Source organism: Streptomyces sp. NPDC059851 (genome assembly GCF_042732005.1).
GTDB lineage: Bacteria > Actinomycetota > Actinomycetes > Streptomycetales > Streptomycetaceae > Streptomyces.
On record NZ_JBHWJJ010000138.1, the window covers coordinates 1 to 22,225 of the forward strand.

The 22,225-nt window shown below is 73.7% G+C and carries 21 protein-coding genes and 1 pseudogene; 5 read left to right on the forward strand and 17 right to left on the reverse strand.

The annotated features are described in order from the left end of the window. The 11 genes and pseudogenes from ACFV7Q_RS32050 to ACFV7Q_RS32100 all read right to left on the reverse strand — a co-directional run. Positions 1-267, reverse strand: a pseudogene (locus tag ACFV7Q_RS32050) (sulfate ABC transporter substrate-binding protein); the annotation flags it as partial. 220 nt (positions 268-487) lie between these two features. Further along, the gene (locus ACFV7Q_RS32055; RefSeq protein WP_385433864.1) at positions 488-1,819 is read right to left on the reverse strand and encodes a sulfate adenylyltransferase subunit 1; all 1,332 of its coding nucleotides are present in this window, start codon (positions 1,817-1,819) and stop codon (positions 488-490) included. Positions 1,820-1,821: 2 nt separating this feature from the next. Beyond that, positions 1,822-2,766: a sulfate adenylyltransferase subunit CysD gene (cysD, locus tag ACFV7Q_RS32060; RefSeq protein WP_385433866.1), complete on the reverse strand. Its 945-nt coding sequence runs from the start codon at positions 2,764-2,766 to the stop codon at positions 1,822-1,824. Then, the gene (cysC, locus tag ACFV7Q_RS32065) at positions 2,763-3,308 is read right to left on the reverse strand and encodes an adenylyl-sulfate kinase (protein WP_385433868.1); all 546 of its coding nucleotides are present in this window, start codon (positions 3,306-3,308) and stop codon (positions 2,763-2,765) included. The genes cysD and cysC overlap by 4 nt, the downstream gene beginning before the upstream one ends. Positions 3,309-3,331: 23 nt before the next feature. Beyond that, complete coding sequence (locus tag ACFV7Q_RS32070) at positions 3,332-4,021, reverse strand: phosphoadenylyl-sulfate reductase (protein ID WP_385433870.1); 690 nt, start codon at positions 4,019-4,021, stop codon at positions 3,332-3,334. Continuing rightward, positions 4,018-4,197 (reverse strand): hypothetical protein, encoded by a 180-nt coding sequence (locus tag ACFV7Q_RS32075; protein WP_385433872.1) that lies wholly within the window; start codon positions 4,195-4,197, stop codon positions 4,018-4,020. The genes ACFV7Q_RS32070 and ACFV7Q_RS32075 overlap by 4 nt, the downstream gene beginning before the upstream one ends. Positions 4,198-4,267: 70 nt before the next feature. Continuing rightward, a complete protein-coding gene (locus ACFV7Q_RS32080; RefSeq protein ID WP_385433873.1) occupies positions 4,268-5,959 on the reverse strand; it encodes a nitrite/sulfite reductase in 1,692 nt (563 codons plus the stop codon). A gap of 219 nt (positions 5,960-6,178) precedes the next feature. Continuing rightward, positions 6,179-6,262: a putative leader peptide gene (locus tag ACFV7Q_RS32085; RefSeq protein WP_312845914.1), complete on the reverse strand. Its 84-nt coding sequence runs from the start codon at positions 6,260-6,262 to the stop codon at positions 6,179-6,181. 218 nt (positions 6,263-6,480) lie between these two features. After that, positions 6,481-7,044 carry a GNAT family N-acetyltransferase gene (locus ACFV7Q_RS32090; RefSeq protein ID WP_385433875.1) on the reverse strand — a complete coding sequence of 188 codons (564 nt, stop codon included), beginning with the start codon at positions 7,042-7,044 and terminating at the stop codon, positions 6,481-6,483. A 5-nt stretch (positions 7,045-7,049) separates the two neighbouring features. After that, positions 7,050-8,318, reverse strand: coding sequence for a GAF domain-containing protein (locus ACFV7Q_RS32095; RefSeq protein WP_385433898.1), 1,269 nt, complete (start codon positions 8,316-8,318; stop codon positions 7,050-7,052). Between the two features lie 337 nt (positions 8,319-8,655). Further along, complete coding sequence (locus tag ACFV7Q_RS32100; protein WP_385433878.1) at positions 8,656-10,311, reverse strand: acyl-CoA dehydrogenase family protein; 1,656 nt, start codon at positions 10,309-10,311, stop codon at positions 8,656-8,658. A gap of 17 nt (positions 10,312-10,328) precedes the next feature. On the opposite strand from ACFV7Q_RS32100, the gene ACFV7Q_RS32105 reads away from it, so the two are divergent. Beyond that, positions 10,329-11,465, forward strand: coding sequence for a YihY/virulence factor BrkB family protein (locus ACFV7Q_RS32105; RefSeq protein ID WP_385433880.1), 1,137 nt, complete (start codon positions 10,329-10,331; stop codon positions 11,463-11,465). A 290-nt stretch (positions 11,466-11,755) separates the two neighbouring features. Then, complete coding sequence (rsgA, locus tag ACFV7Q_RS32110) at positions 11,756-12,907, forward strand: ribosome small subunit-dependent GTPase A (protein ID WP_385433882.1); 1,152 nt, start codon at positions 11,756-11,758, stop codon at positions 12,905-12,907. Positions 12,908-13,003: 96 nt separating this feature from the next. On the opposite strand, the gene ACFV7Q_RS32115 is transcribed toward rsgA, so the two are convergent. The 3 genes from ACFV7Q_RS32115 to ACFV7Q_RS32125 all read right to left on the reverse strand — a co-directional run bounded on the left by ACFV7Q_RS32115 (position 13,004) and on the right by ACFV7Q_RS32125 (position 15,035). Next, entirely contained in the window at positions 13,004-13,393 is a 390-nt protein-coding gene (locus ACFV7Q_RS32115; protein WP_385433885.1) for a PPOX class F420-dependent oxidoreductase, read from the reverse strand. 154 nt (positions 13,394-13,547) lie between these two features. Beyond that, entirely contained in the window at positions 13,548-14,024 is a 477-nt protein-coding gene (locus ACFV7Q_RS32120; protein WP_385433900.1) for a DUF456 domain-containing protein, read from the reverse strand. A gap of 30 nt (positions 14,025-14,054) precedes the next feature. Continuing rightward, a complete protein-coding gene (locus tag ACFV7Q_RS32125; protein ID WP_385433902.1) occupies positions 14,055-15,035 on the reverse strand; it encodes a helix-turn-helix domain-containing protein in 981 nt (326 codons plus the stop codon). Positions 15,036-15,362: 327 nt separating this feature from the next. On the opposite strand from ACFV7Q_RS32125, the gene ACFV7Q_RS32130 reads away from it, so the two are divergent. Next, on the forward strand, positions 15,363-17,060 hold the full coding sequence (locus tag ACFV7Q_RS32130) for a protein phosphatase 2C domain-containing protein (RefSeq protein ID WP_385433887.1): 1,698 nt from the start codon (positions 15,363-15,365) through the stop codon (positions 17,058-17,060). A 558-nt stretch (positions 17,061-17,618) separates the two neighbouring features. Next, on the forward strand, positions 17,619-18,017 hold the full coding sequence (locus tag ACFV7Q_RS32135) for an ATP-binding protein (protein ID WP_385433904.1): 399 nt from the start codon (positions 17,619-17,621) through the stop codon (positions 18,015-18,017). Between the two features lie 80 nt (positions 18,018-18,097). Here the strand turns inward: ACFV7Q_RS32135 and ACFV7Q_RS32140 are convergent, their stop codons facing one another. From ACFV7Q_RS32140 to ACFV7Q_RS32150, 3 genes are all read right to left on the reverse strand, one after another. Further along, entirely contained in the window at positions 18,098-19,165 is a 1,068-nt protein-coding gene (locus tag ACFV7Q_RS32140) for a DUF2637 domain-containing protein (RefSeq protein WP_385433889.1), read from the reverse strand. 227 nt (positions 19,166-19,392) lie between these two features. Then, positions 19,393-20,775, reverse strand: a complete 1,383-nt coding sequence (locus ACFV7Q_RS32145; RefSeq protein ID WP_385433891.1) for an SMI1/KNR4 family protein — start codon at positions 20,773-20,775, stop codon at positions 19,393-19,395. A 73-nt stretch (positions 20,776-20,848) separates the two neighbouring features. Continuing rightward, positions 20,849-21,733: a (2Fe-2S)-binding protein gene (locus ACFV7Q_RS32150; protein ID WP_385433893.1), complete on the reverse strand. Its 885-nt coding sequence runs from the start codon at positions 21,731-21,733 to the stop codon at positions 20,849-20,851. Between the two features lie 134 nt (positions 21,734-21,867). On the opposite strand from ACFV7Q_RS32150, the gene ACFV7Q_RS32155 reads away from it, so the two are divergent. Then, the coding region (locus ACFV7Q_RS32155; RefSeq protein ID WP_385433895.1) for a GntR family transcriptional regulator at positions 21,868-22,225 on the forward strand (358 nt) is incomplete at its 3' end.

Below are 22,225 nucleotides of genomic sequence, written 5' to 3' on the forward strand. Positions count from 1 at the left end.
CGGCTTGATCTTGGTGCCGCCGAGCTCCTTGGCGATCAGGCCCTCCTGGAGGCCGACCAGGGCGGTGGCGTGCGTCAGGTTCGGGAAGTAGCCGATGCGGACCTCGGAGGCCGACAGCTTCTTGCCGGAGCCGGCAGCAGAGCCGGACGTCTTGTCATCGGCCTGCTCGGCCCGGGAGCCGTAGCCGCACGAGGCGAGCGCGGCGATCAGCAGCGGCACGCCAGCGGCGGCGGCCAGTCCGCGGCGGAGGGTCGTGGTGGCAGGCACGGGAGGGCTTCCTCTCGTGACGTCGTCTCATGACGCACGTCTTCGTCGGTGGAGCGAGGTCGGGTCGAGCTCGCGGTGCTCGTGGGGGGTGAGGGCGCGCCGGCAGTGCGCGTACGTCATCGCACACATCGCGCCACCCCTCCCTGACCGCTGCCGAGGGCGCCGCTGCCCACGCGGCCGCCCTCCTTGGCGAAGGTCGCGAAGATGTCTCCACACATGGCTAGAAGTCCCACCCTTCGTCGTCCGCCTCGGCGCCGGTCCCGGCCTTGGAGGCGAAGGACTCGCCGGCCATGCCCGCCGCGAGGGTGGTGCCGTCGGCCGGGTCGATGAGCAGGAACGATCCGGTGCGGCGCGAGTCGGCGTACGCGTCGAGCGCGAGGGGCTCGGCGGTGCGTACGACGACACGGCCGATGTCGTTGGCGACCAGCTGCCCGGGGTGGGGGTGCTGGGACAGGTCGTCCAGGGTCAGCCGGGACGGGATCTCCTTGACGATCGCCTTGACGGTGCGGGTGGTGTGCTTCAGGAGGACCCGCGCGCCCACGGCCAGCGGCTGGTCGGCGACGTGGCAGACGGTCGCGGTGACGTCCTGCGTGGTGGTGGGGGCCGAGGCGGTCGGGGCGATCAGGTCACCGCGGGAGATGTCGATGTCGTCCTCCAGACGGAGCGTCACCGACTGCGGGGCCCAGGCGATGTCGACGCTCTTGCCGAGCGCGTCGATGCCCTCGATGACCGAGGTCCGGCCCGACGGCAGGACGGTCACCGGCTCGCCGACGCGCAGCACGCCGGAGGCGATCTGCCCGGCGTAGCCCCGGTAGTCGGGGTGTTCGGCGGTCTGCGGGCGGATCACGTACTGCACCGGGAAGCGCGCCGGGCAGGTGGCGAGGTCGTGGCTGACCGGGACGGTCTCCAGGTGCTCCAGCACGGTCGGGCCGCCGTACCAGTCCATGGTGGCGGACGGCTCCACGACGTTGTCGCCGGCCAGGGCCGAGATCGGGATCGCGGTGATCTCCGGGACGCCCAGCTCGGAGGCGTACTGCGTGAACTCCTCGGCGATCCGGGCGAAGACCGCCTCCTCGTAGCCGACGAGGTCCATCTTGTTCACGGCGAGGACCACGTGCGGGACGCGCAGCAGGGCCGCGACGGCCGCGTGGCGGCGGGTCTGCTCGACGACGCCGTTGCGGGCGTCGACGAGGACCACGGCCAGTTCGGCGGTGGAGGCGCCGGTGACCATGTTCCGGGTGTACTGCACGTGCCCGGGGGTGTCGGCCAGGATGAACCGGCGGCGGGCGGTGGCGAAGTAGCGGTAGGCCACGTCGATGGTGATGCCCTGCTCGCGTTCGGCCCGCAGGCCGTCGGTCAGCAGCGCCAGGTCCGGGGCGTTCTGCCCGCGGTCGGCGGACACCCGTTCCACGGCCTCCAGCTGGTCCTCCAGGACCGACTTGGAGTCGTGCAGCAGCCGTCCGACGAGGGTGGACTTGCCGTCGTCGACGGAGCCGGCCGTGGCGAAGCGCAGCAGCGTCGTCGCGCTCAGCTGCTCGGTGGTGCTGGTCATCGCTAGAAGTACCCTTCCCGCTTGCGGTCTTCCATCGCGGCCTCGGACAGCTTGTCGTCCGCCCGGGTCGCGCCCCGCTCGGTCAGGCGGGAGACGGCGATCTCGGCGATCACCGCGTCGAGCGTGGTGGCGTCGGAGTCGACGGCTCCGGTGCAGGACATGTCGCCGACGGTGCGGTAGCGGACGAGCCGCTTCTCCACCGTCTCGGTGTCCTTCGGACCGCCCCACTCACCGGCCGTGAGCCACATCCCGCCCCGCAGGAAGACGTCCCGCTCGTGCGCGAAGTAGATCTCCGGCAGGGCGATGTCCTCGCGGGTGATGTACTGCCACACGTCCAGCTCGGTCCAGTTGGACAGCGGGAAGACCCGGACGTGCTCGCCGGGGGCGTGCCGGCCGTTGTAGAGCTGCCACAGCTCCGGGCGCTGGCGGCGCGGGTCCCACTGGGAGAACTCGTCGCGCAGCGAGAACACCCGCTCCTTGGCGCGGGCCTTCTCCTCGTCCCGGCGGCCGCCGCCGAACACCGCGTCGAAGCGGTGGTTCTGGATGGCCTCGGTCAGCGGGACCGTCTGCAGCGGGTTGCGGGTGCCGTCCGGGCGTTCGCGCAGCTTGCCCGCGTCGATGTACTCCTGGACGGAGGCCACGTGCAGCCGCAGGCCGTGCTCGGCGACCGTGCGGTCGCGGTAGTCGATGACCTCGGGGAAGTTGTGCCCGGTGTCCACGTGCAGCAGCGCGAACGGCACCGACGCCGGCTGAAAGGCCTTCAGCGCCAGGTGCAGCATGACGATGGAGTCCTTGCCGCCGGAGAACAGGATCACCGGCTTCTCGAACTCGCCCGCCACCTCCCGGAAGATGTGCACCGCTTCCGACTCCAGGGAGTCGAGGTGCGACAGGGCGTACGGCGCGTCCGCGTCGGCGGCGCCGTTGTGCAGGTGCGCGGCGGTGGTCATGCCAGCCCCTTCTCGGTGAGCAGCGTGAACAGGGACGCCGCGGATTCCTGGACGGTCTGCGTGTGCGACTCGATGCGCAGGTCCGGGGCTGCCGGGGCTTCGTACGGGTCGTCCACGCCGGTCAGGCCGGAGATTTCGCCCGCCGCCTGCTTGGCGTACAGACCCTTCACGTCGCGGACGGAGCACACCTCCACCGGGGTGGCCACGTGGACCTCCAGGTACGTCGTGCCGGCGGCGGCGTGCCGCTGCGCGACGGCCTCGCGGCTGTCGGCGTACGGCGCGATCACCGGGACCAGCGCCTTGATGCCGTTGCTGGCGAGGAGTTCGGCGACGAAGCCGATCCGCTGCACGTTGGTGTGCCGGTCCTCGCGGGTGAAGCCCAGGCCCGCCGACAGGAACTCGCGGATCTCATCGCCGTCGAGGACCTCCACCCGGTGGCCCTCGCCGCGCAGTCGCCCGGCCAGCGCGTGGGCGATCGTCGTCTTGCCCGCGCTCGGCAGACCCGTCAGCCACACCGTGGCTCCCCGGTCCGTCACGCTCATCTGCTTCTCCGTATGTTCCGTCATCAGCCGTGCAGTCCGCACTCGGTCTTCGCCCGGCCCGCCCAGCGGCCGGCCCGGGCGTCCTCGCCCTCCGCCACCCGGCGGGTACAGGGGGCGCAGCCGACCGAGGCGTAGCCGTCCATCAGCAGCGGGTTGGTGAGGACGCCGTGCTCCGCCACGTACGCGTCGACGTCGTCCTGGGTCCACCGGGCGATCGGCGAGACCTTGACCTTCTGCCGCTTCTCGTCCCAGCCGACCACGGGGGTGTTCGCCCGGGTCGGGGACTCGTCGCGGCGCAGCCCGGTCGCCCAGGCGTCGTACGCGGTCAGGCCTTCCTCCAGCGGCTTGACCTTGCGCAGGGCGCAGCACAGGTCGGGGTCGCGGTCGTGGAGCCGGGGGCCGTGCGCGGCGTCCTGCTCGGCCACCGTCAGGCGGGGGGTGAGGGTGATGACGTTGACGTCCATCACGGCCTCGACCGCGTCGCGGGTGCCGATGGTCTCCTCGAAGTGGTAGCCCGTGTCGAGGAAGACGACGTCCACGCCGGGGAAGGCGCGGGACGCCAGGTGGGCGACGACCGCGTCCTCCATGGAGGAGGTCACGCAGAACCGCCCGCCGAAGGTCCGCGCCGCCCAGGAGAGGATCTCCAGGGCGGAGGCGTCCTCCAGGTCGCGGCCGGCCCGTTCGGCCAGCTCCTTGAGCGTGGTGGTGGTCATATGTCCTCCCCTCCGGCGGTCCCGGTGCGCAGACCGCGGGCCAGCAGTCCCAAGTACTTGAGCTGGAAGGCCCGGTTGCACGACCGGCACTCCCAGGCGCCGTGGCCCTGCTCGTTGGGGAACAGGTCCTCGTCGCCGCAGTACGGGCAGTGGAACGGGGCTGCGCGCTCGCTCATGCCGTGCTCCTCGTTCCGCTCGTTCCGCTCGCTGCGCTCGTTCCGTGCTCCTCGTTCCCGGTCGCCGCGCTCACGAGAGGCTCTCATCGCTGGCGCGGGCGACCCAGGTGGCGAAGCGCTCGCCGTCTTCGCGCTGCTCCTGGAAGCGGCTGACGACCCGCTCCACGTAGTCCGGCAGCCCGGCCGAGGTGACCTTCAGGCCGCGGACCTTGCGGCCGAAGCCGGCCTCCAGGCCGAGGGCGCCGCCCAGGTGGACCTGGTAGCCCTCGACCTGGTTGCCGTCCTCGTCGAGGACCAGCTGGCCCTTGAGACCGATGTCCGCGACCTGGATACGGGCGCAGGCGTTCGGGCAGCCGTTGATGTTGATGGTGAGCGGCTCCTCGAAGTCCGGCAGGCGGCGCTCCAGTTCGTCGATCAGCGAGGCGCCGCGCGCCTTCGTCTCGACGATGGCCAGCTTGCAGAACTCGATGCCGGTGCAGGCCATCGTGCCGCGGCGGAACGGGGAGGGCTTGACCCGCAGGTCCAGCGCCTCCAGGGCGGCCACGGCCGAATCGACCTGCGCCTCCTCGATGTCGAGCACGATCATCTTCTGCTCGGCGGTGGTGCGCAGGCGACCGGAGCCGTGCCGCTCGGCAATGTCCGCGATCTTGGTGAGGGTGGCGCCGTCGACGCGGCCGACGCGCGGGGCGAAGCCGATGTAGTAGCGGCCGTCCTGCTGCTGGTGGACGCCCACGTGGTCGCGCCACTGGCCCCTCGGCTGCTGGGGCGCCGGGCCGTCGGTGAGCTTGCGCTGCAGGTAGTCGTCCTCCAGGACCTGGCGGAACTTGGCCGCACCCCAGTCGGCGACGAGGAACTTCAGTCGGGCGCGGGTGCGCAGGCGGCGGTAGCCGTAGTCGCGGAAGATCGAGATGACGCCCTCGTAGACGTCCGGGACCTCTTCGAGGGAGACCCAGGCGCCCAGGCGCACGCCGAGCTTGGGGTTGGTCGACAGGCCCCCGCCCACCCAGACGTCGAAGCCGGGACCGTGCTCGGGGTGGTTCACGCCGACGAACGCGACGTCGTTGATCTCGTGCGCCACGTCCAGCAGCGGGGAGCCGGAGACCGCCGACTTGAACTTGCGGGGCAGGTTCGAGAAGTCCTTGTTCCCGACGATGCGGCGGTAGATCTCCTCGATGGCGGGGGTGCCGTCGATGATCTCGTCCTTGGCGATGCCGGCGACGGGCGAGCCGAGGATGACGCGGGGCGTGTCGCCGCACGCCTCGGTGGTGGACAGGCCGACGGCCTCCAGCCGGCGCCAGATCTCCGGGACGTCCTCGATGCGGATCCAGTGGTACTGCACGTTCTGGCGGTCGGTGAGGTCGGCGGTTCCGCGGGCGAACTCCTCGGAGATCTCGCCGATCACGCGGAGCTGCTCGGTGGTCAGCCGGCCCCCGTCGATGCGGACGCGCAGCATGAAGTACTCGTCGTCCAGCTCTTCCGGCTCCAGGACCGCGGTCTTGCCGCCGTCGATCCCGGGCTTGCGCTGGGTGTACAGGCCCCACCAACGCATGCGTCCGCGCAGGTCGTTGGGGTCGATCGAGTCGAATCCGGCCTTCGAGTAGATCGTCTCAATGCGTGTCCGCACATTGAGACCGTCGTCGTCCTTCTTGAACTGCTCGTTGCCGTTGAGGGGGGTGTGGTGTCCAACGGCCCACTGGCCCTCGCCGCGGTGACGGCCGGGCTTGCGGCGCGCGGTGGCGGGTGTTCCGGGGGTGGCGGCCATGGCGGTACGTCCTTCTTCGGCGGCTCAAGAGCGAGGGCAGGGGGAGTCGGCGGCGCGGGCCCCTGGGGCGTCGCTGACGCCGAGCAGGTACGGCCGACTGCCGCGCGGCTCCGGTTGTGCCGGAGCTCGGGGCGGTGGTCCGCCTTCAGGGGACTGGCGGGGAGATGGCGCATCCGCGACGACGCTGTGCGGTGCGCTGTGCGGCGGTGGCTGGTTCCGTCAGCTCGCCGGACAGATGGCGCTGGACATGCGGCCGAGGTCGACGTGCCGCCGACTCACCAAGGCTGTTCCAGCTCCATTCATGGCCGAAGCGTGTCACGGGGCGATTGGAGGAGTCCACCACTGTCCATGATGCGGACGATGTGGTCCCGAATTTTGAGACGCCGTGACGGGGGTCACGTACGTACGGGACGCCCGGGGCCAGTGGTTCCGGCCCCGGGCGGCGCACGGGGTGGTGGGGGAGGGCGCGCGGCGCGCTCCAAGACGCGGTTGCGAACCCCCACGCCGTTCAGGGGGCGGGGTCACGCGCCGGGCCAGGGGCCCGGGGTCGGGGTGTCCTCCTTCTCCTCCGTCTCGGTCCGGAAGAGCTTGAAGCCGCGCCGGAGGTAGTTGTCCATCGCCGTCGGGCCGTCCTGGCTGCACGTGTGGAGCCACACCCGCCGCGTGGGCCCGCGCTCGGGCCAGCGATCCGCCAGCGACCAGGCGGCGGCCACCCCCACCGACAGCAAGTGCCCGCCGATGCGGCGGCCCCGGAAGTCGGGCAGCAGCCCGAAGTACATGATCTCCACCACACCGTCGGCCTGCGGGTCGAGCTCGACGTACCCGGCGGGCGTCCCCCGGTCGTACGCCACCCAGGTCTCCACCCCGGGCCGCGCCAGGTATTCGACCCACTCGGCGCGGGTCAGCGACAGCCGGTCCGTCCAGTGGATGTCACCGCCCACCGAGGCATAGAGGAAGCGGCTGAACTCGGGCGAGGGGACTTCCGCCCGCTGGACACGTATCTCGGATCCCGGTACGGCGGCCGGGACGAGGTCCTCCGGGGAGGTCATCTCCAGGGACCACGTGGTGAGTGTGATGGTGCTCATGCACGTCAGGGAATCACGCCGGGCCCCGGAGAGCCCAGGCGGGCCCTGATCACCGCGGGCGCGGTGGAGTGCGGCAGCAGCCCCGCCGGGTCCGCGGGCCGGACCAGCTCCACCTCCACGTCCTCCGCGAACCGGTACGGGCGGTGGGCCAGGACCCCCGCCAGGTGCCGCCGCACCCGGGACAGCTCCGCCCGCACCGTCACCGTCCGCGTCGGATCCCCGAACAGCTCCTCCGACAGCTCGGCCGCCGTACGCCCCCGCGGGCTCTGCGCCAGCAGGAACAGCAGCTCGGCGTGGCGCGGGGTCAGCTCCAGCGACCAGCTCCCGGCAGCCCCGTACACCGCCGCCGTCCACGCACGGGGCCGGCTCAGGTCCAGCACCACCCGGCTCGCCGCCGCCCCGACCGCGGGCGCCTCCGCGACGCGCAGCAGCCAGCCGCCCGGCAGGGGCTCCACCGCGCACTGCCCGAGCTGCGGCAGCCACACCGGGCCGGGCCCGAACCCCTTCGGCAGCGGGATCCGCTCGGGTGGGGCGAACCCGCTCACCGCGGCCGTCCAGCCGTGCGGGTCCACCGCGGCCGCCCGCCCGGGGTGCAGCCGGGCCAGCAGCGGCGCCGCCACCGCCCGCAGCCGCTCCAGCGACTCCAGGTGCCGCACCCGGAGCTCCCGCTCCGCGAGCCGGGCCACCGAGGTCACCCAGGCCAGGGTGGCCGGGTGCATGGTGGCCAGCGGTCCGCTGACGTCCACCACGCCCAGCAGCCGCCCGTCCCGCGGGTCGTGCAGCGGAGCCCCCGCGCAGGTCCACTCGTGGTGGCTGGAGACGAAGTGCTCCGCCGAGAACACCTGGACCGGCCGCCGCGCCACCAGGGCGGTGCCCACCCCGTTCGTGCCGACCACCGCCTCGTCCCAGTCGGCCCCCACCCCGAAGCCGAGCCGGTCCGCCGCCCGCAGGATCGGCGCGGCGCCCTCCCGCCACAGCAGCCGCCCGTCCGCATCGGCGACGACCATGATGTGCAGGGCCGTGTCGAGCGCGGGCAGCAGCCCCTCGCGCAGCACCGGCAGCATCTCCCGCAGCGGCGACCCCTGCCGCCGCTCCTCGGTCTCCGCGGCCGACAGCAGCCGCGAGCGGGCGTCCCGGTCCGGGTGCACCCCGCGCGCCAGCATCCGGCGCCAGGACTCCGCGATCTCCGGTCTGGGCAGCGCCGGCGGCCGTTCGCCGGCCAGCGATGCCGCGCGCACCCCCTTGAGCAGCCGCGTCGCCTCCCGGGGCTCCATGGCCGAGATGCGCGCCACATCGACCGTGCCTCCTGCGGTGTCGGCCACCGGAACCTCCCCGTGCGGAACAGGACGTACGAGGGAACCCGCCCGGGTCGGTCCGGGTGCGCGCTTCCCCTGGCACCCCCGGCGGACGGTTCCGCCTCAGAGGGTTGCAACGGTATGCAACTCTCGCCAAGTCCCGGTCGCCCGACCGAAACTGTCCGCGCGCCGCGAGCGGCGTGACAGCCTCTCCTCGGGGCTTTTCGGGCCAGCGGTGGTGCCGAGTCGGCGCGGCGCCACCCCTGGTCCGGTCAACGGGTCCGGATCCCGGCGTCGGCGTGGTTTGGGGACCCGCCTACCCGGTGATCCGCGCCCGTTCCACCACCGCCCCCAGGTCCAGGGTGTGCGGCAGCGTGCCGAAGGCCCCGCCCCGGTCGCCGCCGAGCCGTCCCGCGCAGAACGCGTCCGCCACCTCCGGCGGAGCCCACCGCACCAGCAGCGACGCCTGCAGCACCAGCGCCATGCGCTCCGCGAGCCGTCGTGCCCGCGCCTCGATGCCCGTCAGGTCCGCCAGCTCCGTCAGCAGCCCCCGGACGGCCGCGTCCAGCCGGTGGTCGGCGCCGCGGGCCTGCCCGATCTCCCGCAGGAAGGCGTCCAGCGCCTGCGGCTCGCGCTGCAGCACCCGCAGCACGTCCAGGGCCTGGACGTTGCCCGAGCCCTCCCAGATCGAGTTCAGGGGGGACTCGCGCAGCAGCCGCGGCAGCCCGGACTCCTCCACGTAGCCGTTGCCGCCCAGGCATTCCAGGGCCTCCGCCACCGTCGGGGTGCAGCGCTTGGTCACCCAGTACTTCGCGGCGGGCACCGCGATGCGCAGGAAGGCCCGCTCCTGGTCGGTGTCGGCGTCGCACGCGGCGGCGAGCCGCAGGGCGAGGGTGGTCGCCGCCTCGGACTCCAGGGCCAGGTCGGCGAGGACGTTCTGCATCAGCGGCTGCTCGATGAGCGGTGCTCCGAAAACGGAGCGGTGCTCCGCATGGTGGACGGCCTGGGTCAACGCCTGCCGCATCAGCGCGGCCGAGCCGAGCACGCAGTCCAGCCGGGTCGCCGCGACCATCTCGATGATCGTCCGTACGCCGCGCCCCTCCTCGCCGACCCGGCGCGCCCACGTCCCGTCGAACTCGACCTCGGCCGACGCGTTCGACCGGTTGCCGAGCTTGTCCTTCAGCCGCTGGATCGCGAAGGCGTTCCGCGTCCCGTCCGGCAGCACCCGCGGCACCAGGAAGCACGTCAGGCCCTCCCGCCCCGCCCCGGCCGCCTGCGCCAGCACCAGGAACCCGTCCGACATCGGCGCCGAGCAGAACCACTTGTGCCCGGTCAGCCCGTACTCGCCGGGCGTGCCCAGCGGCCGCGCCGCCGTCGTGTTCGCCCGTACGTCGCTGCCGCCCTGCTTCTCCGTCATCGCCATGCCGAGGAGCGCGCCCGCCTTTTGCCCGGCCGGCCTGAGCCCCTCCTCGTACACGTGCGAGGTCAGCCTCGGCTCCCACTCGGCGGCCAGTTCCGGCTCCGCCCGCAGCGCCGGCACCGCCGCGTGCGTCATCGACACCGGGCAGCCGTGCCCCGCCTCGGCCTGCGACCACACGAAGAACCCGGCCGCCCGCCGCAGGTGCCCCGCCGGCCGGGTCCGGGCGTCGGTGAGCCCGGCGCCCACCGCACGCCCCAGCAGCCGGTGCCAGGCCGGATGGAACTCCACCTCGTCGATCCGGTTGCCGTACCGGTCGTGCGTCCGCAACCGCGGCGGGTTCTCGTTCGCCTGCCGGGCCCACTCCTGCGCCTGCCCGGACCCGGCGGCCCGCCCGAGCTCCGACAGCTCCTCGCGGACCTCGCCGAGCAGTCCGGGCGGCGCGTCGCCCAGGTGGCGCTCCACGTTCTCGGTGAGGACCCGGTCGCCGGCATAGACGTCGTATCCCACCAGGGGAGGAGCCTGATTCGTCACGGTGTGGGTGGTGGCTGCCATGCGGATACCGTAAGGACGTGCAGCCAGTAGAAGAAACTCCCGGACGGGTCCCCGGGCGACTCCACCGGGCCCGGGCCCTCTACCGCAACGTCTCCAAGCGGAAGATGGCGTGGCTGCTCCTGAAGGACACCGTGAACTCGTGCATCGAGTACCGGATCCTGGGACTGGCCGCGGAGGCGGCGTTCTTCACGCTGCTGTCGCTGCCGCCGCTCTTCCTCGGCCTGCTCGGTGTCCTCGGCTACGTCGACGGCTGGACCGGCGGCACCTTCGTGGCCTCCATCGAGGAGAACATCCTCCGCGCCGTCGGCACGGTCCTCTCGGACCGGGGCGTCAGCGACATCGCGAAACCGATGCTGGACGACGTGACCTCGCGCGGCCGCCCCGACATCATCTCCCTCGGCTTCGCCTTCGCGCTGTGGTCCGGGTCGCGCGCCGTCAACGTCTTCATCGACACCATCACCGTCATGTACGGGCTCGACGGCCACCGCGGCATCGTCAAGACCCGGCTGCTGGCCTTCCTGCTGTACGTGATCGCCCTGGTCATCGGCGCTGTCGTGCTGCCGCTGATGGTGGCCGGACCGGACGCCGTGGTGCGGTGGCTGCCCTGGAGCGCGGAAGTGATCGCCGTGCTGTACTGGCCCACCGTCACGCTGCTGTCCATCGTCTTCCTCACCACCCTCTACCACGTGTCCGTGCCCGTCCGCTCGCCGTGGATCGAGGACGTCCCGGGCGCGCTCGTCGCCCTCGCCATGTGGGTGCTCGGCTCGTTCCTGCTGCGGATCTACCTCACCAGCACCGTCGAGGGCCCCACCATCTACGGATCGTTGGCCGCCCCGGTCGCGGTCCTGCTGTGGATCGGCGTGTCCGCCTTCGCGGTCCTCGTCGGCGCCGCCGTGAACGCGGCCATCGACCGGGTCTGGCCGTCCGTGGCGACGGCCGCCGCCCGCGAGGTCAACGAACGGGCCCGGGAGGCGGAGGCAGCCCAGCTCATCGCGCGGGCCGCCGCCTGGCGGGCACTGGCCGAAGGGGAGTCCGAGGACGAGGACGACGAGGAGGACGGCGAGGGCGACGGCGACATGCCGTCCGAATTCCCGGAACGCTGGTCGAACTTCCTCCCGCCGGAGGACTACACGGCCCGCCTCCGCAAGCACTGACCCGGGGCCGGCCGGAGAGCCGCGCCGGAAGCCGGAAGGAGAGCGGAAAAACAATTGGCGCGGCCGTGCGGGCACTTGTTACGGTGAACCCGTTCCCGCCGCCCGGTGCGGGGCCGTCAGTACGTTGCACGACCAGGAGGTGAGTCCATTGATGACCGTCGCTGAGCAGAGTGCTGCCCGCACTCAGAAGACCATCAATGCCATCCCCGTGGTCTCCGGCTGACCTCACGCCTTCTTCGTGCGCGCCACAGGCGCACCCGCGGCCGGGGCCACCCTGTGAAGGGTTCCCCTTGACTCCCTCCGCTCCTGCTTCTGCTTCCTCCTCTTCCGCTTCCCCGGCTACCCCGGCTCCTTCGGCTCCTTCCGATTCCTCCTCGCTGACCGCCCTCGGCTGGGACGCGGCCTGGGAGGCCGAGTTCGCCCCGTACGCCGCTCAGGGCCTGCTGCCCGGCCGCGTCGTCCGCGTCGACCGCGGCCAGTGCGACGTCATGACGGCCGCGGGCACCGTCCGGGCCGACACCGCCTTCGTCACTCCGCACGACCCCCTGCGCGTCATCTGCACCGGCGACTGGGCGGCCGTGGAGGCGGGCGGAAACCCGCGCTACGTCAAGGCGTACCTGCCGCGTCGCACCGCGTTCGTACGTTCCACCTCCTCGCAGCGGTCCGAGGGCCAGATCCTCGCCGCCAACGTCGACCACGCGATCATCGCCGTCTCCCTCGCCGTCGAACTCGACCTCGGCCGCATCGAGCGGTTCCTGGCCCTGGCGTGGGAGTCGGGCGCCCAGCCGCTCGTCGTGCTGACCAAGGCGGACCTCGTACCGGACCCGGTCACGCTGTCGTACCTGGTCCAGGACGTGGAGACGGCGGCGCCGGGCGTCCAGGTCCTCACCGTCTCCTCGCACACCGGGGAGGGCACGGACGTCCTCGCCGCGATCGTCGCCGGCGGTACGAGCGTGCTGCTCGGCATCTCCGGCGCCGGCAAGTCGACCCTGGCCAACGCGCTGCTGGGAGCCGACGTCATGGAGGTCCGGGCGACCCGGGAGGTGGACGGCAAGGGCCGCCACACGACCACCACCCGCAACCTGCTGGCCCTACCGGGCGGGGGCGTGCTGATCGACACGCCGGGGCTGCGCGGCGTGGGCCTGTGGGACGCCGGGACCGGCGTCGGGCAGGTCTTCTCCGAGATCGAGGACTACGCCACCGATTGCCGCTTCCACGACTGCGCCCACGAGGCGGAGCCGGGCTGCGCGGTGCTGGCGGCCGTTGACGCCGGGGAGCTGCCGCACCGCCGCCTGGAGAGCTACCGCAAGCTGCTCCGGGAGAACCAGTGGATCGTGGCCAAGACCGATGCGCGGCTGCGGTCCGAGATCCGCCGCGACTGGCGCATCAAGTCCGCCGAGGGCCGCGCCAACTATGCGGCCAAGCGGGGCCGCAAGCTCTGACCGGCAGCGCCGGGTCCGGTTCGGTCCGATCCCGTCCAGTCCGGCCCGGCCGGGCGGGGCGGTGCCCGTCGGCGCCGGCCCGCCCGCTCCCGCGCCTCACGGGGGCGACGGGGTGTCCAGGCCCCAGGAGAGGACCCGGTCCGGATGGATCCGGATCACCTCCGGGCTGAAGTGCGGGCCCAGCGTGTGCGGGCCGACCTCCAGCGTGGCGTGGCCGCGGATCTCGATGCCGCGGACCCGCCACGGTCGGGTGCTCACCAGGTCGTCGACCACCAGCGCCAGCCGCGGGTTGCCCTGCAGGTTCCGCCATTTCTTGGTGGCGCCCATGTCGAGCCCGCCGACCAGGACGGTGCCGTCCTCCTGCGGGAAGAACCCGACCGGATTGGCCTGCGGCTGCCCCTGCGCGTCCACCGTCGCCAGCCGCCCCAGCCGCTGCGACCGCAGGTATGCCAGCTCCGCCTCGCTGAAACCCTCGAACACCCTCATAAGGCCACGGTCCCGCATCCGGCCCCGCACCGCATCGGAGCGGATCCGGGCGTGTTCCCGTCCGGGCTCCACGCCCGCGGGCCGGGCCGTGCCGCGGCGCCTGCCGGTCCCGCCGCCCTGCGGGCACGCCGTTGCGCCGCCCCGGTGGTGCCCGTCAACCGGCCACGACCGTACCCAGCCACGCCCCCACCACCATCAGGCAGGCCAGCAGCTCCACCAGCACGCTCGTCCCCACCGCCCGCATCACCGCCCGCACCGACGCCCACGCCTCGCCGTGCGTGCCCAACCGCAGCCGCTCGCACAGGTAGATCCCGCCCACGAAGCCCGGGACCGCGCCCACGACCGGCAACAGGACGAAGCCGAGCAGGGCGCCCAGCCCCGCGTACACCGCCATCCGGGGGGTCGCACCCACCCCCTGCACCCGCCGCGGCGGCAGCTGCCACTTGACCACCTGCACCACCAGCAGCAGGGCGGTCGCCGAGACCAGAAGCGACCAAGCAGCCGCCGACCGCTCCCGCAGCGCCCACCACAGCACCCCCGCCCAGACCAGCCAGGTCCCCGGAACGCCAGGGACCAGCACCCCGGCCGCCCCGAGCAGCAGCACCAGCCCCACCAGGACCAGCTGTGGCAGATCCACATGCTCAGCGTGCCCGACCAGGGGCTACCGGGCCACCCAGCCCCGTTCGCGCGCGTGCCAGCCCAGCTGCAGTCGGGTCGTCACCCCGGCCAGCTCCATCAGCCCCTTCACCCGCCGCTGCACCGTCCGCAGCCCCAGGTCCAGGTGCTTGGCCACGCTCGCGTCCGTCAGCCCGGCCAGCAGCAGCGTCAGGATCTCCAGGTCCGTCGCGTCCGGCACGCCCCCCGACTCCTCCGCCGCCCCCGTCGCCCCCAGCCGCAGCGGCACCGCCTCCCGCCAGACCGCCTCGAACAGGCCGACCAGCGAGTCCAACAGCCCCGAGGCGTGCACCACCAGCGCCGTCGGCTCCGCCCCGCGCGCCGTCAGGGGGACCATCGCCAGGGACCGGTCCGCGATCACCAGCTTCGTCGGGACCCGGTCCGTGACCCGCACCCGCTCCCCGCGCGCCAGAGCCGTCGACGCCTCCCGGATGCCCGTCGGCCCGCCCAGTACGTCCTGGTCGACCACCACCCGGAACACGACGCCCCGCGCGGCGGCGGCCCGCTCCTCCTCCTCGTTGTCGGCCGCCGTCACCGCGTGCGGCCGGCCCGTGACCAGCGCGCACACCTCCTGCGCCGCCCCCAGCTGGAGCTGCCGGAACCGGTGCGCCACCGCGCTCGCCCCCGTCACCACCTCCAGCAGGTCGTGCACCGTCGGCTCGGCCGCCTCACCCCGGTATTCCTGCGCCAGCAGCGCCGCCGACAGCTCCGCCCGCTCCAGCTCGCTGCGCTGCCGCGCCAGCAGCGCCGCCAGTGCCACGCCCGGCGGGGCCGCCACCCAGCGCCCCGGCCGTGCCGAGGACTGTGCGGCCAGACCGTGCCGCTCCAGATGACGCAGCGCCCGCTCGGTCTGCGGCACCGGTAGCGCCAGCCGGTGCGCGAGATCCGGCACCTCGGACGCCCCCAGCGCCACCAGTGCGCGGTACGTCGCCTCCTGCCCCTCGTCCAGGCCTATCGCACTCAGCAACCCGTCCACCCCCCACCTCTCGGCACGCCGCCCCTGGCGGGAAGCGGCCGTGGCGCGAACCCGCCGCGGACATCATCGCCGCAGCCGTCACCGGAGCACCAACACCCTCTAGGCGCACCCGACTTGCATGGTGTTTCCCGACACGTCCCCGATGGGACGGATGCGCCTGATGTCGTGTTGCGTGCGGAAGCCCGCCCCAGGGGCGACCGGCATACGGAAAGCCGTACGTGCGTACGGAGTTCGCCGTTCCGTGCGAAGGAAGCGGAACGGGACCCCATTTCGTGTATTCCGCGTTTTCCGCGGCAGCGGGGGGCCGAGAATAGCGGCATGAGTCAGCAGGGCGCGGACGACTGGTGGCAGAGGCTGTACGAGGACCCCGACGCGGGCCCCACCCCCGACCCGGGGGACACCCTGGAGAGCCGCTACCACTCGGCGGCCTCCGTGACCTCCACGCAGGCACCGCCCGGGGTGCCGCCCCAGCCGGGCCCACCGGACGCGGGGGCCCCACCACCGCGGCCCGGTACGACGGCGCCCGGGCACGGGGACTCCGCTGCGGTGCCCCCGCCGTCGGGCCCGCCCGGGGTGGTGACCGTGCCCTCGCCCGGGGAGCTCGCCGCGGTCCCGGCGCAGCCGCTACCGCCGGACCCGGCAGCGCCGCAGGTGCCGCCGGTGTCGGGACGGCCCGGGCCGGAGGCGCCGCCGGTGTCGGGACGGCCCGGGCCAAAGGCGCCCGTTCCCGCACCGCCGCGGCCGGCCGCCGCCCCGTCGTCCCGGCCGGGGGCCGCGGCGGAGACCGCGGAACACCTGCCCGGGGGGCGGCAGCCGGACGGGCCGGTGGGCGCCGAGGGGCTCGGCGCGGCGCAGTGGACCGGGGCAGGAACAGCGACAGGGACGGCAACAGGAGCCGGGGCGACGGCCGGCGCCGGGGCTGGGCTGCCCCGGCCGCGGGATCCGCGCGAGAACGGGACGACCGGGTACGGCCTGGGCGACGTGACCGTACCGCCCGTCCCGGCCGACGAGGCTGCGCCCGCGCACCCGCCTGCACCCCTGGAACCGGCACCGGAGCCCCCGCGTCCCCCCGCCGCCCCGCCCCTCCCGCAGGCCCCGCCCACCCCCGTTCGGCCGGAGGTGCGGCACCTCGGGGACAGGGCGCCCACCTACTCCGCCGAGCCCGGTGCGCTGCCCCTCGCCGACCCGGTCGCGCTCGACACCCTGATCCCGGACACCGTCCTGGAAGGCGCCCGCCACGGGGCCTGCACCCTGCGCGCCGCCTCGGTCCGAGGGGACTCCGCCCGCTACCGCGGCGAGGCCCGTCGGGACGTCCTGCTCACCGCCCGCTTCGGAACCGGCGACGACGCCCTCGTCCTGGTCGCCCTCGCCGGCGGCGACCGCGCCGCCGGCGGAGCCGCCGAGGCCGCCGCCGAGCTGTGCCACTGGATCGGCACGGCCGTCGGCCGCAGCCAGCCGCGGCTGGCCGAGGACATCCGGGCCGGGCGGCGCGACGCCCTCCGCTCCGGGCTCCAGCGGCTCACCGACCGCGGCTACGGGCGGCTGCGGGCCCGCGCCGCCGAGCTCGGCCACCCGGAGGACGCCTACACCGCCGGGCTGCGCGCCCTGCTCCTGCCCATTGACCCCGAATGCCGTACCCGCATCTGCTTCGGCGCGGGCAGCGGCGGGCTGTTCCGACTCCGCTCCGGAGCCTGGCAGGACCTGGAGACCGCCGAGCCGACCGCGGCCGCACGGCCCGACGGCGAGCCCGGCCACGAGTCCGACCCGGAATCCGGCCACGAGCCGGGCCCCGGCTTCCGGTTCCGCGCGGCCGTCGCGCGGCCCGGCGACACCCTGCTGCTCTGCTCGGGCGGCCTGGCGGACCCGATGCGGGAGGAGGAGCTACTGCCGGCCGAGCTCGCGGCCCGCTGGTCCGCCGGAGAACCGCCCGGCCTGGCCGCGTTCCTCGCCGACACGCAGCTGCGCGTCAAGGGGTACGCCGACGACCGGACGGCAGCCGCGGTCTGGGATGCGTAGGGGGAGCTCGTACCCGACGACCGACGGGGCGGAGCCGGTGGGAGATTTCCTCGCCCCCGTGCAGTACGGCCCGCCCGTCGCAGTGGTCACGTTCGGCAATCCGCCGCCCGCAACGGCCGGGCGGGACGTGCCGGTTTCCGGACTACCTCCGGGCGGGCGGCGCACCGCCGCCGGGACCGGGCCCGCCCCCGTGGCCGCGGTGTCCGTCCCCGGAACGCCGTTCGTCCCATCGAACGTGCGGGGCGGGACGGTGACCGGATTCGAACCGTCCGTCAAGGAGCTCGGGCTCGACGGCGCGAGAGCCGGCTGATCCGGATGGCTCGATCCCGTCTGCGCAACGTGATACGGCCGTGAGGCCGCAGGAGTGCGGGTTACCCCGGCGGGCATGCATTCCGTAGACCTGTTCGAGATCCACGGATACGGGGGAGGGGCATCGCCGTGCGGGTGGAGGCGAAGACCGGAAAGCAGTGGCGCAGGGGGCGGCCCCTCCAGCGTGAGCCGTCCGCCCCGGAGAACGCGGCGGCGGGCAAGGAGGCGGCCCTGGAGATCCGCCGCAGTGTGCGCCGCGCCGACCTCAGGGCCGTCGGCGAGGTCCGCACGGCCCTGAGGGAGCTGATGCGGCACCGCTGCCGGGCCGATACCACCGAGGCGGCCGAGCTCCTGGCGACCGAGCTCGTCACCAACGCCCTCGTCCACACCGACCGGGGCGCCGAGGTGTCGGCCCGGCTCGCCGCGGGCCGGTTGCGGGTGGAGGTCCGCGACCACGCCGAGGGCCGGCCCCCGCGCCCGTACGTACCGGCCGCCGACGACGGTACGCACGGGCGGGGGCTCATGTTGGTGGAGGCGCTCGCCGACGCCTGGGGCGTGGACGCGGCCGGTGCGCCGGCGGCGGGCAAGGTCGTGTGGTTCGAACTGGACGGCGTCACCGACGACCGGAACGGCGCAGGGCCCGCCTGACCGGGCGGGCCCTGTGGGCCGGCCGGCCCCGTGCCCGGCGACGGGCGGCCGGGGCCGGCGGGGCCGGCGGGGCAGGACGGTCAGCCGAACTGCTGCTCCAGGTCCTTGAGTTTGCGTTCCAGGGAGTCCAGCCGGGGGATCGTCTGGGTGTCGTCCTCGGCGGTCAGATCGACCGTGCGCGGGCCGGACAGGTCACCGATGTCCGATCCGGTCACGGCCTGGAGGGAGAGGCGGCGGCGCGGGGAGGGCAGTTGTCCCTGATCCGCTATGGCCGGCTCCGCGCCGACCGGCGCGGAGCCCGTCGCGGGGGCGAGCCCCGCCATGTCCACCTGGCGCCCGCGCGAGCGCCCGAACACGAAGGTCCGGTTCTGCCGGCCCAGCGCCTTCAGCCGGGCCCGGTTCAGCCGGTTCTGGTCCCGCCTGCGGTGGCGGTCCAGCTCCTTCTCCCGCTTGTCCTCCCGCACTTCCTCGACGGCCTCGTCCAGGGTGCGGACGCCCTCCAGCAGCATGAGCGACCACGCACCGAACGTTTCGCGAGGCGCCCGCAGCCAGCGGACCATGCGGATCTGCGGCAGCGGTCGCGGGATCAGGCCCTGCTCGCGCAGTGCCGCCCGACGGGTCTGCTTGAGGGCCCGGTCGAACAGGACGGCCGCGGAGAGCGACATGCCGGCGAAGAACTGGGGGGCACCGTCGTGGCCGAGGCCGCGCGGCGCGTGCACCCAGTTGAACCAGGCCGCCGCGCCGGCGAACAGCCAGACCAGCATGCGGGAGCCGAGGGCCGCGTCGCCGTGGCTCGCCTCGCGCACGGCGAGCACCGAGCAGAACATGGCGGCGCCGTCGAGGCCGAAGGGGACCAGGTACTCCCAGCCCCCGGAGAGGTTCAGGTTCTGTCGGCCGAAGCCGACCAGCCCGTGGAAGGACAGGGCGGCGGCCACCGCCGCACAGCAGAACAGCAGTACGTAGGAGGCGGTTCCGTAGACGGCTTCCTTGCGCCGCCGCCGCTCCTCGCTGCGTTCCCAGGAGTCCTCGGTCGCCGCCTTGTCGTTCTCCCGCTTGCCCCGGGCCAGTACCGCAACTGCCGCAAGTACGCCCAGGATCAACAGGCTGCCGGGCAGCAGCCAGTCCAGCGATATGTCGGTCAGTCTCATGCGGATGTCCCTCGCCTTTGCATCGACTTGCGGCCTACCGGGGCCATGGTGGCGTAGGAGATCGGCTCGGCATGCGGGTTTCGGGGCAAGTGGACGCCATCGGGGGGCGCGGCCCGCCGGATAGGGTGTTGTGATTCGAACTCCCGCTCGCGCGACGGGAGTTGCGTTCGATTACGGTCAGTCGGACGGGTGGGTTGGAGCGCGGGTCGCTTGACGGCGCCCGGCGACTACGCCCCGGCGAGGAGGTCTCCTTCGAGGACGGTCTCGTCGATCCGGGGCCGGTCCCAGAGGGCGAGGAGTTCGTTGGCGACGGCCACCACGGCCCCGCGGTCCCCTCCCCGATCCCGTTCCCGTTCCCGGATGGCGGCGGCCGACAGGCTGCGCGGTACGGCACCGGCGTCCAGTAGGACGCGCCATTCCTGGAGCCCGAGTTCCAGGAATTCCAGCCCGGTGAGTTCCGCGATCTCCAGGGGGTCGGCGAGCGTTCCGGGGGCGGCGGTGAGGGTGCGCAGGCGGGGCAGCCCGGTGACGGGGGAGAGGCTGAACGGGGCGCCGTCCCCGGCGCGGACGGACAGGACTTCCAGGGCGGGACGGGCCGCGGCCCGGACGGTCGGCAGGTCGCCGCCGCCGACCTCGGCCACGGCCGGAAGGTCCGCGCGACGGGCCCGGGGCCGCTCCCGCTGCCGGCCCAGTACCAGGTCGGTGAAGGAGTCGGCGACGAGTTCGGCGCCGAGGCTCTGCTCGTGATCGACCAGGATCACCTGCCCGAGGTGTCCGCCGGGGCCGGGGGTCAGGTCGACCGCGATCTCGTCGCCGCCGTTGCTGCCGAAGACGATCCAGCCGGGCGAGCCGGCCAGGCCCTGCACCGGGGCGTCGGGCGGGGTGGCGACCCCCTTCGTCGCCCCGAGCTCCCAGCGGGAGTGGCGGACCGCAGGGTCGATGGCGTACAGCTCGTGCAGGGCGGAGACCTCGTAGCCGACCGCGGCGGAGGCGCTCTCCCACGCCTCGTGGTCGTCCTCCCGGTCCTCCCCGGCTTCCCCCCGTACCCGGGTCACCCGGTAGAACACCTTCAGCTCGTCCGGGAGGATGACGCCGAGGCGTGCCTCGGCCGCGGCGATCTCCTCCTCCGTCGCACCGATGGCGTCGGGTATCCGCTCGCGGAGCGTCCGCTCCAGCAGTTCCAGGTCGGCCGAAGGGGCCGGGACCGCCCCCGGCACCGGGTCGGGAAGACGGCGCCAGGGCTCGGGCACGGAGCCCTCGACCAGGACGAGCACCCCGAGGTCCGGGTAACCGATGGCGGCTTCCACGGCCGGGCAGGGCCAGACCAGGCGCAGGGTGGTCCGTCCGGTCGGCCGGATCTCCGCGGAGAACGCGACCTCCTCGACACCGCCGCGCGCGAGCGCCCGCTGGACGTGCTCCACCGCCGCCGGCCCCTCCGACGACGTCCCTCCCCGCAGCCAGAGGCTCCAGCCGGTCCGGCTGATGCGTCCCGCCACGCGGGCGGACCCGTCGGGACGGATCTCCGGGTAGCCGGCCAGCAGGAGCCGCAGCACCGGGTCCCAGGTGCCGAACTCGTACAGGGAGGACAAAGGCGGCCGTCGATCGATCATGCGCAGACCGTACGTGCAGCCTCTGACACCCGGCGGCGCCGTACGGGGTGGACGGACGGTGGACGACGGAGGTTCAGCCGGCGGAAGCCGCGCGGGCCGTGAGGCGGGTCACCCGGTCCGCGTCGCACGTCCGGGGGCAGGTGACGCAGGTTTCCTCGGGCCGGATCGTGTAGAAGAGGCAGCAGCTGACCCGGTCCCGGGTGGCCAGCGGCTCACCGCCGGGGCCCGTGAGCGTACGGAACCCCGCGCGCCCGGTGTACGGGGCCGTCGCGCCGGGCAGCAGGGCCTGCAGCTCGTCGATGGCCTGCTGCTCCTCGTCGAGCAGCTTCGCCGCGTACCACAGGCCCGCGACCAGCGAGTCGGTCGCCAGGCCCCACAGGGCGCGCCGCCCGCGCCGCATGCGCGGGCCGAAGCCGTCCATGACCGGTTCGAGGTGCTGCGCCACCGCAGCGCGCACCTCGGCCCGCAGGGCCTCCCCGTCGGGCACGACCCGGGCCCCGGGGGAGGTCGCCGCGGGATCGTCCGGGAGGCAGGCGAAGGACTCGGCCCGGACGCTGATCCGCCCGCGGGGCCGGTGGACGGCCATGTCCGCCGGGGTGATCCAGGGCACCCGCTGCTGCAGGAACCACGGAACGGTGGTCAGCAGGCAGGCGCGCCACGCGTACCGGTGCAGCCCGAAGGTGGCGACCACGTCGGGGCGCGCCTCACGGCCGTAGTCCTGCAAGACCTGGGCCTTGTCCCAGGCCAGGAAGGCGTCCAGGGCCGGGCCGCCGGCCGCGAGCTCGTCCGCGCCGACCCACCCCGCCCCGCGCGGGGCGGGTTCGTGCGCGGCGCGTTCCACCACGTGCAGGCCCTCGTACACCGCCGTCAGCCGTGCGTAGGCGTCCGCCAACGGGGAGGGAGGGGGCACGGATGCGGGAGCGTGGGCCGAGGCGGCTGCGAGGGCGGGCGCGGGCATGCGTCATCACCGATCAGGAGGTCGTGATCGACATAGGTAAGGCTTACCTTACCCGATCGGGGTCCGTCTGTATCCACACTTCCCGGACGGATTCAACTATTCTCCCGACAGGCCGGAACCCACAGGAGGACCGAGTGCACAAAGCGGCCCGTGTCGGGGTGTCGGCTCTGATCCCGACCCAGAAGGTACTGCGCCATTCCGTTCGCGGTCAGGTGCTGGAGGCGCTGCGCGCCGCCCTGGTCGACGGCGAACTGGTGCCCGGCGAGATCTACTCCGGACCGGCGCTGGGCGAGCGCTTCGGCGTGTCCGCGACGCCGGTGCGCGAGGCGATGCAACAGCTGGCCCTCGAAGGGGCCGTGGAATGCCTGCCGAACCGGGGCTTCCGGGTGCTGGAGCGCACCCCGCGGGCACTGGCCGAGCTGGCCGAGGTGCGGGCGCTGATCGAGGTCCCGGTGATGCTGAGGCTGGCCCGTACGGTCCCGACGCTGTCTC

Coding starts and splice junctions, on each gene's coding strand:
- ACFV7Q_RS32100 (WP_385433878.1), bottom strand. CDS start 10,311: ATGGCAGCCACCACCCACACCGTGACGAATCAGGCTCCTCCCCTGGTG.
- ACFV7Q_RS32115 (WP_385433885.1), bottom strand. CDS start 13,393: ATGAGGGTGTTCGAGGGTTTCAGCGAGGCGGAGCTGGCATACCTGCGG.
- cysC (WP_385433868.1), bottom strand. CDS start 3,308: ATGAGCGTGACGGACCGGGGAGCCACGGTGTGGCTGACGGGTCTGCCG.
- ACFV7Q_RS32085 (WP_312845914.1), bottom strand. CDS start 6,262: ATGAATGGAGCTGGAACAGCCTTGGTGAGTCGGCGGCACGTCGACCTC.
- ACFV7Q_RS32080 (WP_385433873.1), bottom strand. CDS start 5,959: ATGGCCGCCACCCCCGGAACACCCGCCACCGCGCGCCGCAAGCCCGGC.
- ACFV7Q_RS32075 (WP_385433872.1), bottom strand. CDS start 4,197: ATGAGCGAGCGCGCAGCCCCGTTCCACTGCCCGTACTGCGGCGACGAG.
- ACFV7Q_RS32130 (WP_385433887.1), top strand. CDS start 15,363: ATGAGTCAGCAGGGCGCGGACGACTGGTGGCAGAGGCTGTACGAGGAC.
- ACFV7Q_RS32150 (WP_385433893.1), bottom strand. CDS start 21,733: ATGCCCGCGCCCGCCCTCGCAGCCGCCTCGGCCCACGCTCCCGCATCC.
- ACFV7Q_RS32055 (WP_385433864.1), bottom strand. CDS start 1,819: ATGACCAGCACCACCGAGCAGCTGAGCGCGACGACGCTGCTGCGCTTC.
- cysD (WP_385433866.1), bottom strand. CDS start 2,766: ATGACCACCGCCGCGCACCTGCACAACGGCGCCGCCGACGCGGACGCG.
- ACFV7Q_RS32145 (WP_385433891.1), bottom strand. CDS start 20,775: ATGATCGATCGACGGCCGCCTTTGTCCTCCCTGTACGAGTTCGGCACC.
- ACFV7Q_RS32070 (WP_385433870.1), bottom strand. CDS start 4,021: ATGACCACCACCACGCTCAAGGAGCTGGCCGAACGGGCCGGCCGCGAC.
- ACFV7Q_RS32095 (WP_385433898.1), bottom strand. CDS start 8,318: ATGGAGCCCCGGGAGGCGACGCGGCTGCTCAAGGGGGTGCGCGCGGCA.
- ACFV7Q_RS32140 (WP_385433889.1), bottom strand. CDS start 19,165: ATGAGACTGACCGACATATCGCTGGACTGGCTGCTGCCCGGCAGCCTG.
- ACFV7Q_RS32090 (WP_385433875.1), bottom strand. CDS start 7,044: ATGAGCACCATCACACTCACCACGTGGTCCCTGGAGATGACCTCCCCG.